13 protein-coding genes and 1 pseudogene are annotated in these 16242 nt (G+C 65.1%); 6 read left to right on the plus strand and 8 right to left on the minus strand.

The genetic code is table 11. The features are described from left to right. Positions 1-97 precede the first annotated feature (97 nt). Complete coding sequence (locus ABG80_RS07150; protein WP_058087061.1) at positions 98-1174, plus strand: aminoglycoside phosphotransferase family protein; 1077 nt, start codon at positions 98-100, stop codon at positions 1172-1174. A gap of 357 nt (positions 1175-1531) precedes the next feature. Continuing rightward, positions 1532-2914 (plus strand): DEAD/DEAH box helicase, encoded by a 1383-nt coding sequence (locus ABG80_RS07155; RefSeq protein ID WP_235513770.1) that lies wholly within the window; start codon positions 1532-1534, stop codon positions 2912-2914. 89 nt (positions 2915-3003) lie between these two features. Here ABG80_RS07155 and ABG80_RS07160 read toward each other — a convergent pair whose 3' ends face one another. Continuing rightward, complete coding sequence (locus tag ABG80_RS07160) at positions 3004-3978, minus strand: AraC family transcriptional regulator (protein WP_058087062.1); 975 nt, start codon at positions 3976-3978, stop codon at positions 3004-3006. 210 nt (positions 3979-4188) lie between these two features. Here ABG80_RS07160 and ABG80_RS07165 point away from each other — a divergent pair, with 210 nt between their 5' ends. Further along, entirely contained in the window at positions 4189-5382 is a 1194-nt protein-coding gene (locus tag ABG80_RS07165) for an alkane 1-monooxygenase (RefSeq protein ID WP_058087063.1), read from the plus strand. Positions 5383-5414: 32 nt separating this feature from the next. Next, the gene (locus tag ABG80_RS07170) at positions 5415-5585 is read left to right on the plus strand and encodes a rubredoxin (protein WP_058087064.1); all 171 of its coding nucleotides are present in this window, start codon (positions 5415-5417) and stop codon (positions 5583-5585) included. Between the two features lie 50 nt (positions 5586-5635). Here ABG80_RS07170 and ABG80_RS07175 read toward each other — a convergent pair whose 3' ends face one another. From ABG80_RS07175 to ABG80_RS07190, 4 genes are all read right to left on the minus strand, one after another. Beyond that, positions 5636-6433 carry a transglycosylase domain-containing protein gene (locus ABG80_RS07175; RefSeq protein ID WP_058087065.1) on the minus strand — a complete coding sequence of 266 codons (798 nt, stop codon included), beginning with the start codon at positions 6431-6433 and terminating at the stop codon, positions 5636-5638. Positions 6434-6458: 25 nt separating this feature from the next. Further along, a complete protein-coding gene (gene aroE / locus ABG80_RS07180; protein ID WP_058087066.1) occupies positions 6459-7319 on the minus strand; it encodes a shikimate dehydrogenase in 861 nt (286 codons plus the stop codon). 12 nt (positions 7320-7331) lie between these two features. Continuing rightward, on the minus strand, positions 7332-8249 hold the full coding sequence (locus tag ABG80_RS07185) for an energy transducer TonB (RefSeq protein WP_058087067.1): 918 nt from the start codon (positions 8247-8249) through the stop codon (positions 7332-7334). A gap of 66 nt (positions 8250-8315) precedes the next feature. Further along, entirely contained in the window at positions 8316-10406 is a 2091-nt protein-coding gene (locus tag ABG80_RS07190; protein ID WP_058087068.1) for a ribonuclease catalytic domain-containing protein, read from the minus strand. Positions 10407-10677: 271 nt separating this feature from the next. Here ABG80_RS07190 and ABG80_RS23235 point away from each other — a divergent pair, with 271 nt between their 5' ends. Beyond that, positions 10678-10887 (plus strand): PEP-CTERM sorting domain-containing protein, encoded by a 210-nt coding sequence (locus ABG80_RS23235; RefSeq protein ID WP_058087069.1) that lies wholly within the window; start codon positions 10678-10680, stop codon positions 10885-10887. A gap of 86 nt (positions 10888-10973) precedes the next feature. On the opposite strand, the gene ABG80_RS07200 is transcribed toward ABG80_RS23235, so the two are convergent. From ABG80_RS07200 to ABG80_RS23930, 3 genes and pseudogenes are all read right to left on the minus strand, one after another. Beyond that, positions 10974-11570 (minus strand): YqiA/YcfP family alpha/beta fold hydrolase, encoded by a 597-nt coding sequence (locus ABG80_RS07200; protein WP_235513769.1) that lies wholly within the window; start codon positions 11568-11570, stop codon positions 10974-10976. A 101-nt stretch (positions 11571-11671) separates the two neighbouring features. Continuing rightward, positions 11672-12451, minus strand: a complete 780-nt coding sequence (locus ABG80_RS23735; RefSeq protein WP_321166039.1) for a glycerophosphodiester phosphodiesterase family protein — start codon at positions 12449-12451, stop codon at positions 11672-11674. A 160-nt stretch (positions 12452-12611) separates the two neighbouring features. Further along, positions 12612-13004, minus strand: a pseudogene (locus tag ABG80_RS23930) (glycerophosphodiester phosphodiesterase family protein); the annotation flags it as partial. 166 nt (positions 13005-13170) lie between these two features. On the opposite strand from ABG80_RS23930, the gene ABG80_RS07210 reads away from it, so the two are divergent. Further along, entirely contained in the window at positions 13171-16125 is a 2955-nt protein-coding gene (locus ABG80_RS07210; RefSeq protein WP_160322478.1) for a cysteine peptidase family C39 domain-containing protein, read from the plus strand. The last annotated feature ends 117 nt before the right edge of the window (positions 16126-16242 follow it).

Raw genomic sequence — 16242 nt, forward strand, 5'->3', positions numbered from 1 at the left:
ATCACGGGGCGCGTCGCAGTGGGGCTGCGGCAGCGGCTTCCTGATGGGTGAGCCGGCCTTGCCTAGAATCGCCGCATTATTTCACGAGCCAAGCAGCATGAGCCAAGTCGCCGCCGCCCCCATTTCCTGGACCGATCCTGCCCGCCAGCAGGCCTTTGACGCTTGGCTGCGGTCTCGCCCGGCCAGCCTCGGCCTGCGCGTGGACAGCCTGCGTTCGGCCAGCGCTGATGCGAGTTTTCGCCGTTACTTCCGCGTCGATGCGGCAGATGGCACGCTCATCATCATGGACGCGCCGCCCAGCCACGAGGACTGCCGTCCTTTCGTGGCGGTCGACCGCCTGCTGGCCTCGGGCGACGTGAACGTGCCCCGCATCCTGGAGTGGGACGAGGCGCAGGGTTTCATGCTGCTGTCCGACCTGGGGGCCCACACCCTGTTGTCCACCCTCGACGCCCAGCAGCCGCAAGATGCCGGCAACCGCGCCCGCTACAACGCCGCACTGGACGAGCTGGTGCGCCTGCAGGCCGTGTCGGCGCAAGGCCTGCCCGCTTACGACGACGCCTTGCTGCAGCGCGAGCTCGACCTGTTCCCTGATTGGTACTTCACCCAGCTGCGTGGGCAGGTGCTCGACGACAAGGCCCGCGAGGTGCTGGCCCGGGCCTTCGGTTTGATCAAGGAGCAGGTGCTGGCCCAGCCGGTGGTGTTGGTGCACCGCGACTACCACTCCCGTAACCTGATGGCCAATCCGGCCGACCCGCAGGCCCGCCCGGGCGTCATCGACTTCCAGGACGCCGTGCGTGGCCCCGTCACCTACGACCTGGTCTCGCTGCTGCGCGACGCCTACGTGATGTGGGACGAGGACGTGCAACTCGATCACGCCGTGCGCTACTGGGAAAAGGCGCGCAAGGCCGGTCTGCCCGTGCCCGATGATTTCGGGGATTTCTGGCGCGACTTCGAGTGGATGGGTCTGCAGCGCCACATCAAGGTGCTGGGCATCTTCGCGCGGCTGGCCATTCGGGACGGCAAGCAGCAGTACCTGGCCGACATCCCCCGCGTGTGGACCTATGCCCACCGCGTGGCCTCGCGTTACCAAGGCCTGGGCCCGCTGGCGCACCTGCTCGAGCGGGCCGAGGCCGACCATGGCGGCTTGCGCACCGAGGTGGGCTTCACCTTCTGATCCCCCCGCCTGCGGCCCGGGCGACACGCCGAAACAGGTGGATCGGCGGCCGAATGGCCCTGATTCCGCCGTTTTCCAGCTCCGGGACGGCGAAATGAGGGGCCGTTGGCCGCATTTGTTTGCGCAAAAAAGCAGCAATGGGCGGATAATTCGACCCCGATGAACGAACAAACCTCCCAGCCGGCCACCCTGGCCGCGCCCGAAGCCGCCACCGCTGCGCCCGTCACCTCCGAGACCGCTAACCCGGCGTCCGCGCCCGTGACCTCCGAGTCCGCGTCCGCCGACCAGGCGCCGCCTGCCCGCTTCGACACGCTGCCGCTGGACAAGAAGATCCTCAGCGCCATCAAGTACCCCACGATGACGCCGATCCAGGCCAAGGCCATCCCGCTGGTGCTGGCCGGGCGCGACGTCATGGGTGCCGCCCAGACGGGCACGGGCAAAACCGCTGCTTTCTCCATCCCGCTGCTTCAGAAGATGATGAAGCACGAGAACGCCAGCATGTCGCCGGCGCGCCACCCGGTGCGCGCCATCGTGCTGGCGCCCACGCGCGAGCTGGCCATCCAGGTGGCCGACAACGTCAAGACCTACGCCGGCAAGTGCAACCTGCGCTCGGCCGTGGTGTTCGGCGGCATGAACATGAAAGAGCAGACGGTCGAGCTCAAAGCCGGTGTCGAGGTGCTGATCGCCACCCCGGGCCGCCTGATCGACCACATCGAGGCCAAGAACTGCAACCTCTCGCAGGTGGAGTACGTGGTCCTCGACGAAGCCGACCGCATGCTCGACATCGGCTTCCTGCCCGACCTGCAGCGCATCCTGAGCTACCTGCCCAAGACGCGCCAGACCCTGCTGTTCTCTGCCACCTTCTCGCCCGAGATCAAGAAGCTGGCGCAGAGCTACTTGCAAGACCCGGTGCTGGTCGAAGTGGCCCGTCCCAACCAGACGGCCACCAACGTCGAGCAGCGTTTCTACAAGGTCGACGACGACGACAAGCGCCACGTGATCCGCCAGATCCTGCGCGACCGCGGCATCACCCAGTCCATCGTTTTCGTCAACTCCAAGCTGGGCTGCGCCCGCCTGGCGCGCACCTTCGAGCGCGATGGCTTGCGCACGGCGGCCCTGCACGGCGACAAGTCGCAAGACGAGCGCATCAAGTCGCTGGACGCCTTCAAGCGCGGTGACGTGGACCTGCTCGTGGCCACCGACGTGGCCGCACGCGGCATCGACATCGCGGCCCTGCCGGCGGTGTTCAACTACGACATCCCCTTCAACGCCGAAGACTACGTGCACCGCATCGGCCGCACGGGTCGCGCTGGTGCTTCCGGTCTGGCGGTGTCGCTGGTCACGGGCGCCGATGCCCGCTTGATGGCCGACATCGAAAAGCTCATCAAGAAGAAGCCCGACGTCGAGCCCTTCGAGCTCGAGAACCGCCGTGACCGCGAGCGCCCGAGCTATCGCCGCCGCGAAGAGTCGGACGACCGCCCTGACGTGGGCGCCACCAGCGCTGCGCCTTCGCGCGCCAGCGCTTCGCCGCGTGCCTCGGCACCGCGCCGCAACGAGTCCCGCGACCCCTTCTTCGACAAGCCCTACGAGGCCTCGGCCAGCGCCGAGCTGGCCTCTTGGGACAAGAAGGACGCCGCCCCCGCCGCATCGTCGGGTGGTGGCCTGTCTCGCTTCATCAAGCCCAAGCGCAAGGTCGCGACCCTGCTGGGTGGCTCGGGCACGGGCTCGGCTCGCCGCTGATGTTTGGGCGGTCTTCGCCCACTCCGCGATGACCCAGGCCCTAGCGCCAAGACCCAGCAGGCAGGTGCCTTGGGCAGGCGACGCAGGACTCAGGCTGCTTCCTGCCGGGGTGACATCACGGTGCTGCCGTGCGCAACCCCTTCGCTGATCCGTTGGGCACGCCAGGCCGAAGGTGACAAGCCGTGTTCGCGCTTGAAGGCCTGGCTGAACGCCGCCTCCGAGGCGTAACCCACCTGCTCGGCGATCTTGCCCACCGACAGCGCAGAGGTGCTCAGCTGCCTAGCGGCCAGGCGCATGCGGTGGCGCGTGAGGTAGGTCAGAGGGGGCTCGCCCAGCGTCTGCGTGAATCGGTCGGCGAAGGCCGAGCGCGACAAGCAGGCCTCCTTGGCCAGCTCGGGCACCGTCCAGTTGCGCTGCGGCTCGCGGTGGATGAGCGCCAGCGCCGTTGACAGGGCCCGGTCCTTGAGCGCCGACAACCAGTTGCCGGAGCCTTCCGGCACCGACTCGACGTGGTCGCGAATGCACTGCATGAACAGGATGTCGCCCATGCGGTTGAGGATGGCTTGCTGGGCCGGGCGCTGATGCGCCACTTCCAGTGCCAGGAACTGCAGGCCCACGGCCAGCCAGGGCGGTGGCGCCTCGCCCAACCCGCGCACGTGCAGCACCGGCGGCAAGGCCTTGACCAGCGGCGCGGCCATGTTGACGTCAAAGCGTGCGTGCGTGCTGATGAGGTGACACGACTGAGGCGTGTCCTGGCCACCCAGGCGCGAGTCGGCCAGGTCCCGGGCCATGAGCGGCAGCAGGTCGCGTGGGGCGGCCGACGTGTTCGGGCGGTCCTGGATGGTGTGGGGCACACCGCCAGGCAGCACGACGAGGTCGCCGGTTTCCAGCAGCAAGGGCTCGGCCCCGTCGCGGATCAGCCAGGCCTGGCCTCGGGTGATGACGTGCGCACAGCCCAGGCCATCGACGGCGAGGTGCCAGGACCAGGGGGGCGCATTGACGGACGAGGCAAACACGACACCATCGAAGTGCATGTCGTCCAGGATCAGGCTGAGGGTGTCCATGTTGCCCAGAGCTTGCCACGGAAGTCGAGCTGCTGATCGCGGCAAAAGTCCGGATATCCATTGCGAAAAGCCAAGCTTGAATCGGGCTTGTTCTACCTCGGGTAGACCCTGATCGATGGCCGGCGGATCGCGATGGTGCAGCGGTCGATCCGGGCTTCCCGTCTTTGCGCCAAATCAAGACACTGGCGTCATCCCCAAGGAGTTTTCGAGATGTCCCAAGCCACCCTGTCTCCCACGCCGGCTGCGCGCTGGTCCGACCCCAAGCGCTACCTCTGGCTGCTCGGGCCCGCCATCCCCCTGATCGGCGCCGCTGTGTTGGCCGGCTACTGGCAGACGCAGCAAAGCTGGCTGCTCTGGGTGGCCTTTGCCCTGGTGCACGCCGTGCTGCCGGTGCTCGACTGGCTGTTCGGCGAGGACGCTTCCAACCCCCCTGACAGCGCCCTGCAGGCGCTCGAGAACGACCGCTACTACAGCTGGGTGCTGTACGCCTTCGTGCCCATCCAGATCGCCGTGACCATCGGTGGCGCGGCCATGATCGCCCTGATCGACATGCCCTGGTACGACATGGTCGGCCTGGCCATCAGCGTGGGCGTGATCAATGGCATCGCCATCAACACCTCCCATGAGTTGGGTCACAAGAAGGACAAGCTCGATCGTTGGTTGGCTCGCATCTCGCTGGCGCCCACCTTCTACGGGCACTTCTACGTCGAGCACAACCGCGGTCACCACAAGAACGTGGCCACGCCCGAAGACCCGGCCACCTCGCGCTTTGGCGAATCGTTCTGGGCCTTCTGGCCGCGCACCGTGATCGGCAGCCTGCGTTCGGGCTGGGAGCTCGAAGCCGAGCGCCTCAAGCGCTTCAACAAGGGCGTCTGGAGCACCGACAACGAGAACCTGCAATCGTGGGCGATGTCGGTGGTGCTGTTCGGTGGTCTGCTGATCGCCTTTGGTGTGGTGGTGCTGCCCTACCTGCTGATCCAGGCGGTGTACGGCTTCTCGCTGCTGGAGGTCGTGAACTACCTGGAGCACTACGGCCTGTTGCGCCGCAAGAACCCCGATGGCCGCTACGAGCGCTGCCAGCCCGAGCACTCGTGGAACAGCAACCACACGGTGACCAACCTGTTCCTCTACCACCTGCAGCGCCACAGCGATCACCACGCCAACCCGACGCGCAAGTACCAGACCCTGCGCCACTTCGAAGACAGCCCGCAACTGCCCTCTGGCTACGCCGGCATGATCACGCTCGCGTACCTGACGCCGCTTTGGTTTGCCGTGATGAACAAGCGTGTGATCCGTCACTACAAGGGCGATCTGGAGCGCATCCAGTTCGCACCGAACAAGCGCGAGGACCTGATGAAGAAGTACGCTTCGTTCGCGGCCGACGTGAAAGCAGGTCGCGCCTGATTCAGCAGACGGCACCGAGGAGAGCTGACAACATGAAATACCGCTGCCCCAATTGCGATCACGTGTACGACGAAACCGCGGGTGACCCGCACGAAGGCTTCGCGCCGGGCACACCCTGGAAGCTGATCCCGGATGACTGGTCTTGCCCCGGTTGCGCGGTGCGCGACAAGGTGGACTTCGAGCCGGTGGGCGACGCCGGCTGAAGGCCCGGGCCTCGATGAGTGAAAAGGGCTTCTGAACAGAAGCCCTTTTTTCATGGCAGCTCGACCGAGCCCATGCGCGCCGCGATCGTGCCGGCGCGCCCGTTCACATACGGCGAGCGGGGTGATTTCTCGAAGCGCTTGGGCGCCGGCAGCATCACCGCCAGCCGTGCGGCTTGAATGGGCGCCAGCCTGGCCGCGTCAACGCCGAAGTAGTGGTGCGACGCGGCTTGCGCGCCGAACACGCCTTCACCCCACTCCACGTTGTTGAGGTAGATGTCGAGGATGCGCTGCTTGCTCAGCAGGCCCTCGAGCATGAAGGTGATGGCGAACTCCTGGCCCTTGCGCAGGAAGTTGCGCTCGCTGCTGAGGAACAGGTTCTTGGCCAATTGCTGCGTGATGGTCGAGCCGCCGATGACCTTGGCCGTGACCTGGTTGACATCGGGTGTGGCTGGCTCCGGCCGGCCACGCTTGCGAGCGCGTTCCACCGCACGCTGGTGGCGGGCCATGGCGTCGGCGCGTTTTTTCTCGGCGCGGGCCTGTGCGGCGCTGTTTTTCTTCCAGGCGTTTTCCAGCGCGTCCCATTCGACCCCGTTGTGGTCGGCGAAGTTGGCGTCTTCCGAGGCGATGACGGCGCGGCGCAGGTTGTCAGAGACCTGCTCGCCTGGCACCCACTCCTGGGCCCAGGCCACGCGGCCTTCGGTGCGCAGGATGCGCGCGAACTCGCTGCGTTGAAAGGTGGTGGACTGCGGATCCAGCACGTTCATCAGGGCGATGCGCGCCGCAAAGAAGATCTGCAGGCTCAGGCCGCTGAGCACGAGCAGCACGGTGATCCGCCAGACAGCGCGCATCTTGGGGTTCCTTGGTTGGGAAGGCTCAGTGAGCCGAGGCCGTGTCGACCAGCGCGCGCATGTTCGCCAGCACAGGGGCGGTGTCGGGGCGGACACCGCGCCAGATGGCGAAGCTCTCCGCCGCTTGCTCGACCAGCATGCCCAGGCCGTCGCGGGCCACGGCGCCGTGCGAGCGAGCCCAGTCCAGGAAGGCTTGGGCGGCTGGGCCGTACATCATGTCCAGCGCCAGGCTGCCGGGCTTGAGCACCTCGGGGCCCACGGGCACGCCACTGCCGGCCAGGCTGGCTGCGGTGCCGTTGATGAACACGTCGAAACCAGTGCCGGCATCCGCCAGGCCCCTGGCACTGAGTTGAACGCCGTGCTTTGTCGCCCACTCGGCATGGCGGGCCACGATGGCTTGCGCCTTTTCAACCGTGCGATTGGCCATCACGATCTCGGCCGGGCGGGCTTCGATCAGCGGGCCGAGCACGCCAGCCGAAGCGCCACCCGCGCCCAGCAGCAGCACGCGCCGGCCTGCCAGGGGCACGCCGGCGTTGATGGTGATGTCGCGCACCAGGCCCACGCCGTCGGTGTTGTCGGCCAGCCAGCCGCCTTGTTCCGGCAGGTCGAAGCGCAGGGTGTTGGCAGCCTGCGCTAGCTCGGCGCGTGGGCTGCGGCGCCTGGCCAGCTCGAAGGCCTCGAACTTGAAGGGCACGGTCACGTTGCAGCCTTTGGCGCCAGCGGCGGCGAAGGCTTTCACTTCGGCGGCGAAGGCATCGAGCGGGCAGAGCAGTCGGCCGTAGTCCACGGCTTGGCCGGTTTGTTGCGCGAAGAGGCAGTGAATGTGCGGCGAGCGGCTGTGGGCCACGGGGTTGCCGGCGACGGCGTAGCGGTCGGGGGCGGTCATGTGCGAGTCAGGTCAGGGCTGGGGAGCGGGTTGGGTCGAGCCGGGGTTCGCGGCCTGGGTGGTGGCTTCGAAGCCGGCTTCGCGCGTGAAGCGAAAGCGCGAGGTGATGAGGATGAGGTCGTGGCCCGCGCTGACCTCGGGTGGCACGGGCTCGAACTGCCCCATGCGCAGCACGATGGCGCGCGCTCGTTTGTCGAGCACGGGCTTGCCGGAGCCCTGCACCACGATGGCATCGACCACCTTGCCGGCGCGGTTGATCCAGACCTCCATGATCAGCTCACCGTACAGCTTCTGACCGTTGTTGCTGGGGAATTGCTCGGTGCCTGCGCGCTCGACCCGGGTGCGAAAGGCGCTGTAGTACAGCGCGTCGGCCGACCTCAGCGTGGCGGGGCTGAGGTAGCGCTTCTTGGGCCGGGCGTTTTCTTCCTGGATGCGCTTTTCCAGCTCGGCCAGCAGCTTGGTGAGCTGACGGCGCTTTTCTTCTTCGGCGCGCGCCAGCTCGGTTTGCGAGGGGTTGCGCGGCTGGGGCGGCGGCAGGGCGGCCAGCTCGTCTCGCATCTGGGCCAGCAGTTGCTGCTGCTCGCGCTGCATCTGGTCGATCATGCGCGCGGTCTGCTCCAGCGACTCGCCGATCTCGTTGGTGGGCGAGGGCGGCAAGGGCGAGGTGGCGCGGCGGTTGTCGGTGGCCTCGCCGCCGCCAGCCAGGTTCTGTTGCGCCAGGGCTTGGGCCTTGTCGGGCTTGGCCTCGCTGCCGGCGTTGACCAGGATGACTTCCAGGGGCGTGTCCTGGAAGGTGCGGTTGAAGCCTTCCGGGTCGATGAAGCGAAAGCCGAACAGTGCTGCGTGCACCGCCACGGACACGCCGAGGCAGGCCTGCAGCAGGCTGATGGACTTCAGTGACTTCCAGAGGGCGGTCAGGCGGCTGGGCATCTCGGCTTGGGGCGTTGTGGCGCGTGATTCGGTTGCGCCTGCCGGCGCATGGGAGTCGGGGCCCGGTCAGGCCGCCGCGCCCCCTGTACTGCCCTGTGGTGCGCTGGCGGCTTCGCCCGGTTCCGCATCGGCCAGGTCGATGGCCAGCGTCAGCGGTCCCGCATTGTCCAGCACCTCGGTGTCGTCCTCGTCTCCGGCATCACCCTGGGGTGCCTCGCCTGCCTCGGCCTCGTCCAGGCGCGCGATCACGCTGGCGTGCACGTCCAGGGTCAGCAGGTCAACACCGGTGATGCGCACGCGCACCTTGGCGTGGCGCGGCAGCGAGTCGGCACCGATGGCCTTGAAGACCAGGGGCAGGGTGTCGGCGCGCACCAGGCCGTTGACCATGACGGCGGCATCGAGCTCGGTGATGCCGGCCTGGCCCAGGTGCTTGATCGTCCAGTAGCGCTCCATGCTCGACTGGAAGCCGTTGTAGGCGCTGTAGGCCCCATCGAAGTTGGAGATGATGGCGAACAGCTCGGCGTCTTTCGGCTTGAACGGCGCCACCAGGGCGGCTGTGCGGCCATTCTTCGCGCAGGCGATGATCTGCCACTGGTTGACCAGGTCGACGTAGCGGCGCAGCGGCGAGGTGGCCCAGGTGTACTGCGCCACGCCCATGCCGGCGTGCGGCAGGGCCTTGGTGCCCATGCGCACCTTGATGCCGGGCGCCAGGCTCGCCTGGCTGCGGTAGATGCCGGGCACGCCGAGTTCGGCCAGCCAGCCGCCCCAGGTGCTGTTGGCCAGGATCATGGCTTCGGCCACGATCAGGTCGAGCGCGGAGCCGCGTGCGCGGGTGCCGATGATCACCTGTTCGTCGCCCTGCGGCTCGATGCCGTCGCTCATCGTGTTCTCGCCATTGGCGCTGATGAGTTTGAAGCTGTAGTCCGGGCGGTTGAAGTTCTCGGGCTTGCCGCGCACGACCTCGCGCTGGGCCTTGAGGTGCTTGGCCAGGCGGAAGGCGAAGGCCAGCTCGGGCGCGAAGGCGTAGTCGGCCGGGGCCTCGCCGCTGAGCGTGGCGTCGGTGATGACGCCATCGAGCTGGTCGTGGCGCAGGTTGGCGGCGATCGGCACGCGCTCGAGCTTCGTTTCGCTGGTTTTGACTTCCAGCGTGGCTTCGTCGAACGTCACGTACAGCGAGACGGCGGGGCAGTCACGCCCTTCGATCAGCGTGTAGGCCTGCACCACGCTGTCGGGCAGCATGGTGATCTTGTGACCGGGCATGTAGACGGTGGACATCCGCGCGCGACCAAGCTGGTCAACCGGCGTGCCCGGCGCGATGGCCAGGCCCGGTGCGGCGATGTGTATGCCGTAGGTGACGCTGCCCGTGCCCAGGCCTTGCACCGACAGCGCATCGTCGATCTCGGTGGTCATCGAGTCGTCGATGGAGAAGGCCTTGACCGCAGCCAGGGGCAACTCGTCCTTGACCGGAGGTGCCTCCAGGGCCGGGAAGCCCACTCCCTTGGGGAAGTGCTCGAACAGGAAGCGCTTGAAGTGGAACTGGTAGGGGCTGTCGATGGCGCCGGCGTCTTTCAGCAGGTCGAGCGGGGCGCGCTGCGTGGCCTTGGCGGCCTCGACCACGGCCTTGTAGGCCGGGCCGTTCTTGTCGGGCTTGAAGAGGATCTTGTAGAGCTCTTCCTTGATGGCGGGGGGGCAGGTGCCGGCGGCCAGCTCTTTGGCCCATTGCTCGATCTGCAGGGCTTGCTGTTTCTTGCGCTCGATGGCGGCCAGGGCCTGCTTGAGGATGTCTTCGGGCGCCTTCTTGAAGCGCCCCTTGCCACGGCGGTGGAAATAGTGCGGCGCCTCGAACAGGCGCATCAGCATGGCGGCTTGCTGCACGGCGTCGGCCGATTCGCTGAAGTACTCGCGGGCCAGCTCGTCAAAACCGAAGTCTTCGGCCGGGGCGACCTCCCAGATCAGGTCCAGGTCGATGTCTGTCGACTGGGCGGCGGCCTGGGCCAGCAGCTCGGCCGGGGCCGGCTTGGCGAATTTCAGCAGCACGTTGGCGGCCTTGGCCTTCACGCGTTTGCCGGAGTCGAGCTCGATCTGCATCGAGGCGTCGGCTTCGGACATCACGCGGCCTGCCAGGAATTTGCCGGCGTCGTCGAACAGGGCGTACATGGGGGATCGGGGTCTGGAGCGTTTTCGGTGCGCGATTGTCCCACTTCGGGGCTGGGCGCCCGAGCCCGGCGGGCAGGCCCCGGTTGCAGGCGCCGTGCGCATGGTGAAAAACCCTCACAGCGCGATGCACTTTGGACGGGTTGGGGGTGCCCAAAAGACCATGGTCGTGTGAGAATTAAGTCACAGATGCGGTGGTGAGCAATTTGTGGCCTTTGACAAGGCTCGTTTGCCCCCGGACGACGCATCGCGTCCCACTTTGGAGGTCTTCACCATGAAATTTGTTTTTGTTGCCGCAGCCCTGGCTGCTGCCGTGTCTTCTCCCGCCGCGTTCGCGACTCAGCAACTGGATCCGAATGTGGTCGCGGCTCAGGGCAACCTGCCGGTGGTCTCGCCGGTGCCCGAGGCCGACACCTGGGCCATGCTGGTCGCCGGCGTTGCCGTGGTGGGTGGCGTGCTGCTGCGCCGTCGCAACAAGAAGTGATGTGCGGCGGGCTTGGCCCCGCCTGAGGCGAGTGCCTCCGCATCGAAGCAAACGGGCCCGAGTGGCCCGTTTTTTTGGGCTTGATTTCAGTGGAACAGCCAGCGCATGAGCAGGGGCAGGTGCTCATCGAAATCGCTGACGGCGTGGTCGCTGCCATCGAGCAGGTGGATGCGCGCACCCTGGTAATGGCTGACCATTTCTCGCCAATCCAGCACCTCGTCGCCCTCGGCGATCAGGGCCCAGCAGCGCTCCGGGTGGTCGATGGGGTAGGGGTCGAGCGCGCGGAACTGCTCGATGAATTCTTCGCGGAAGAAGAACCGGGCTTCGGGGTCGTGGAAAGAAGACTGCTCGCCGATGTGGCGGGCCAGGTCACGCGCGGGTTGGACGGCCGGGTTGATCACGGCGAAGCGGCAGCCCCGCTCTCTGGCCAGCACCGTGGCATAGAAGCCCCCCAGCGATGAGCCGATGACGACCATCGATTCGGTGGGCCAGTGCTGGGTCAGCTCACGCAACTCGGCCATGGCCTGCTGGGGCGAAGGTGGCAGTTGCGGGCAGCACCAGATCAGCGCTTGCCCTTGGGCTTGCCGTGCTTGCACCTCGCGCGCCAGGCGCTGCGCCTTGAAGGACTTTGGCGAAGAGCGAAAGCCGTGAAGGTAGAGCAGGTGGGTGGGGGCGGAAGTCACCGGGGCATTGTCGCATCGGTGCCTGAAGCTGGCCATGCGGCACCGCCTCCCCCCCAAAAAAACCCACAGGGTCTTGGCCTGGCTGTTGTGAGGGGCGGCGCTCAGTCGGCGCTGAACTGCTCGATCGCCTGGCGGCCCAGGAAGGGGTGGTCGCTGAAGAAGCCGTCCATGCCCAGGTTCAGGAAGGCCTTGATCTGGCCGGCCAGGTCGCCCAGGTCGGCGGGGTTGGCGCTGCTGTCGAACTCGTTGGGCAGGAAGATGTTTTCAGCGCGGAAGGTCCAGCCGTGCACGATCAGGCCGGCGGCGTGGGCGTCCTGCACCAGCGAGGTGGGGGTGCCCAGGCGACCCGACACCAAGGGGATCATCAGGCTGGTGTTGGCGCCGATGCCGCTGGCGTAGCGGGCGATCTCCTTGAGGCCCTCGGGCTTGGCCAGGTCGGCGTAGCTGCGCGCGTCGCCCTTGATGACGAAATCGTAGGGCTTGCCGGAGGCGCTGAGCAGCTGGACCAGGGGCACGCGGGTCTTCTTGGCCAGGTCCTGCAGGTTGCTGACCTCGAAGGATTGGATGAACACCGGTGAGGTCTTGAAGCGATAGCCGTGTTTGTGCAGCGTGCGCACCAGCGGCTCTTCCAGCGACAGGCCGATGCCATCGAAGTAGGTGGGGTGCTTGGTCTCGGGGTAGACGCCGATGGGCTTGACCTTCAGCGCGGCCTTCCAGCCGCCCTTGGCCAGCGCCTGCTGATGGCGACGCTCGTTGGCTTGGGCGACCAGTTGCAGCACTTCCTCGAAGGTGGGCACTTCGAGCATGTTGTCGAAGCGGGTGTTCGCGGTGCGCAGCTGGGGCAGGCGCTCGCGGGCGCGCAGGGTTTTGAGCTCGGCCAGGGTGAAGTCTTCGGTGACACCAGCCGGTGATGCTCACGCCGTCGATCAGCTTGGTGGTCTTGCGGTCGGCGAATTCGGGCCGGTCGGCCACGTCGGTGGTGGCTTCCTTGATGGCGCCCGAGGCGTCGACGATGGCGATGGCGTTTTCGTGGCGGGCGACCAGCACGCCGTCCTTGGTGCTCACCAGGTCGGGCTCGACGTAGTCGGCGCCTTGTTCGATGGCCAGCCAGTAGGCGGCCAGGGTGTGCTCAGGCACGTAGCCGGAGGCGCCGCGTTGGGCGATCAGCAGGGGCTTGGCGGCTGCGGGCTGGTGGGCGCCGTGGTGAGCCGACTCGGTGGCGGTGGCGGCGGTGTGGGCGCTCAGGGTGCGGACGAACATCTCTGGGGACTCCTTGGGGTGTTGGGCAGTAACGAGTGTTTGACTTGAACCGGAGATCAGGCTATGGGTGCCAGATGAATGCGGTGTGACGAACGCGTGCTTTGGCTGCAAGGGCGAATTCGTGTCTGTAGCGGGGTTGACGCGTGCAGCGCTGATCACTAGGATCTGACGCATATCACAATCAAATAGGGTGGTGCGATGACCATGTCTGCATGGATGGCGCGCGGTGTTGCCGCGTGCGTGATCGGTTTAGGCTCGGTGTCAGCGGCATGTCATGCTGCACCCTTGCAGCAAACGACCGTCGAAGATCGAAGATCGAAGAGCGCCGAGTGCTCAGTCGATGTCTTTCACTGAGGGGACAGTTGCTGGTCCTTTTGATGAACAGTTCGTTCCGGTGAGGCCCGTATCAGCATTGGAAAAGGCGTCGCTGATCGATGCCATTGACCGGCAGGTTCGTTTGGGTCTCGACGATGACGTCTCCGTTTTGGAAACACACGGGCGATCTGAGTTGGGGGCGCCTTACCATCTTTCCATCCTGGTCAACCTCGGCCTGCACCACTACCGGCTCGGACATTTCTCGCGAGCACTGGCCGTTTGGAAAGAGGCCTGGTCGCTGAGAAAGCAGGCCGTTCAAGGGCAGCCCAAGGCCATGGCGGACAGGGCCGTGGGTGAGTTGATCCGCATGCACGCCAGGTTGGGGCATGACACCGATGTGGCTGCGCTGCTTGAACAAATCAAAGATCGCCCCCTGAGTGGGCCAGCAACAGAGGCCGTGGCTGGCGCCCGCGAGGGCCTTTGGGCCATGAGAAACAACCCAGGCGTGGCCTACCTGTGCGGCCCCATGGCCGCTAGAAACGTCCTTGAGTTGCTCAAGCCCGAAGACACGAAGGGGCGTGAGCTTTTGCAGTCGTACCGATCAGGCCCCAACGGCGTTTCTCTGGCGCAGTTGAGTCAACTGATCAAACAGGCGAAGTTGGGTTGGGTGCCTGCCGTTCGTCCAGCAGGTGCCGACATTCCGGTGCCCTCTGTCGCTCACTGGAAACTCAATCACTATGCTGCCATCGTTGGCTTTGATGGCAAGCGTTATCACGTCAAGGATCCGACGTTCGGAACTGACTTGTGGATGACGCGTGAAGCTGTTGAAGCAGAGTCGAGTGGTTACTTCGTGTTGTCTCAGGAACGTTTGCCTGACGGTTGGCGCGTGGCCAGCGCTGGCGAGCAGGCCAACGTCTATGGCCGTGGTCTGACCCAACAGGGGTCATCCAAGGCCACGTCCTCCGACGACGTGAAGGCCAAGCCAACCGAGTGCACCAATGGCTGCCCCAAGTACAACGTGCACAGCATGTTGGTGAGCTTGAACATTGAAGACACCCCCGTCTTCTACAAGCCTGCATATGGCCCTTCGGTGTCGTTCACCGTTACGTACAACCAACGCGAGGATCTCCGGCCTGTTGCTCCCAGTTATGGCCACTTGGGCCCGAAGTGGACCCACAACTGGCTCAGCTACGTCGAAGACAACCCAACCAACCTCACGGCAGCGGTCCTGAGGTTTCTGCCTGGAGGAGGATCTCGTGACGAGACTGGATACAACAGCACCACCCGTCTTTTCAGTGCATCCAAGTTGGATCGCTCTGTTCTGAAGCGCGTCTCCGATTCGCCTGTTCGATACGAGCTCAACCGCAAAGACGGTTCGAAGTGGGTTTATGGGCACAGCGATGGGCGCACTGCCAGCCCTCGTCGGGTGTTCCTGACCGCCGTGGTCGACCCTCATGGCAACGCGGTGAACCTGACGTACGACAACCAAAACAGGCTCAAGACCATCGTCGATGCGGCTGGAGGCGTCACTGAGGTTTTCTATGAGGCGCCCCAATCACCACTCTTGATCTCTCGCGTCACGAACCCTGCGGGCCAAAGTGCGGTGTTTGCCTTCAACCCAGATGGCAGGCTGAACAGCATCACCGATTCGGGTGGGCTGATGTCTGCGTTCGAGTACGGCTCAGCGTCGAGTGCCGATTTCGTCAATCTCATGAACACGCCATATGGCCCAACGACGTTTTTGCATGGTGAGTCGGGATCAGGTAACGACGTGCGCCGATGGCTTTCGGTTGAAGACCCCATGGGCCTCAATGAACGGTTTGAGTTTGATCACATGGCGTCTGGTGTCGCGGCCAAGGATTTGGTGGCCCCAGCGGGCTTTCGCAATGACTGGTTGCAGTACAGGAATGCCTTTTATTGGGATAAGCATGTCCACGGTATTGCCTACCCGCCTGGGGCCATTCTTCCGGACTACAACAAGGCCTTGGTTTCGCATTTTCTTCATGGCACTGACGGGAAGACGTCGCAAGTCTTGGAAAGCTCGGTGGCAAATCCTGATAGGCGAACCTGGTTCAAATATGCAGGCCAGAGCGACAGTGCTTCCGAAGGCTCCTCCGCGCTGCCGATCGAAATCATTCGAATGCTGCCAGATGGCTCTGCTCAAACCGAGAAGCGCGCATACAACACGCAAGGCAATCCAACCTCCATCATCGACCCTGTTGGCCGTGAGTTGAAGTTTGGCTATGCGACCAACGGCATCGATGTTCTAACCATCAACCGCAAGACCACCGCGTCGGCATACACGCAGGTGGCTTCGTTCACGTATAACACCAAGCATCAGCCGCTGACTTACACGGACGCTGCGGGTCGCACAACGACCTACACCTACAACGACAAGGGGCAGGTCACCTCGATCACCAATGCGCTGAACCAGGTCAGCACCTTTCATTACGGTGCCAACGGTCGATTGGCCTCCATCGACAACGCTTTTGAGCGCACTTCCGCTGCGTTCGATTTCGACGATGCAGGCAACCTGGTTGCCCAGGCTGATTCCGAGGGGCGCGCCGTTTTTCACGCCTATGACGGGCTCAACCGTCGAATCCGGACGGAATACCCCGACGGCACGACTGAGGAGTGGGGCTACGACAAGCTTGATCTGGCTTCGTACACCAACCGTGCCGGTGTGACCACGACCTACACCTACAACGCGAACCGCGAGCTGACCTTGGTTGAGCAGCCGGTCAGCGCAGGGGTGACTCGCAAGTACAGCTACACCTACTTTCCCAACGGCAAGCTCAAGACCTTCACTGATCCGAACAACAACGTCACCACGTGGGAGCGTGATCTTCGGGGGCGCGTGAAGAAGAAGATCTATGCTGACCAGAAGGGCTATTCGCAAACCTACGACGTGATGGGCCGCCTGTCCACGAGGACGGATGCGTTGAATCAGACGGTCACTTGGTGTCACCGACCGGCGTAATGGAGCCACTTCGTGATCGGCATATTGGAGCCAGCCGATGATCGGCGTTATGGATCCAGTGCGTGATCGCCGTATTGGAGCCAGCGGCGGATCGGCGTAATGGAGCCAGTCTGCGCT

Source organism: Aquabacterium parvum (assembly GCF_001447195.1).
GTDB lineage: Bacteria > Pseudomonadota > Gammaproteobacteria > Burkholderiales > Burkholderiaceae_C > Aquabacterium > Aquabacterium parvum.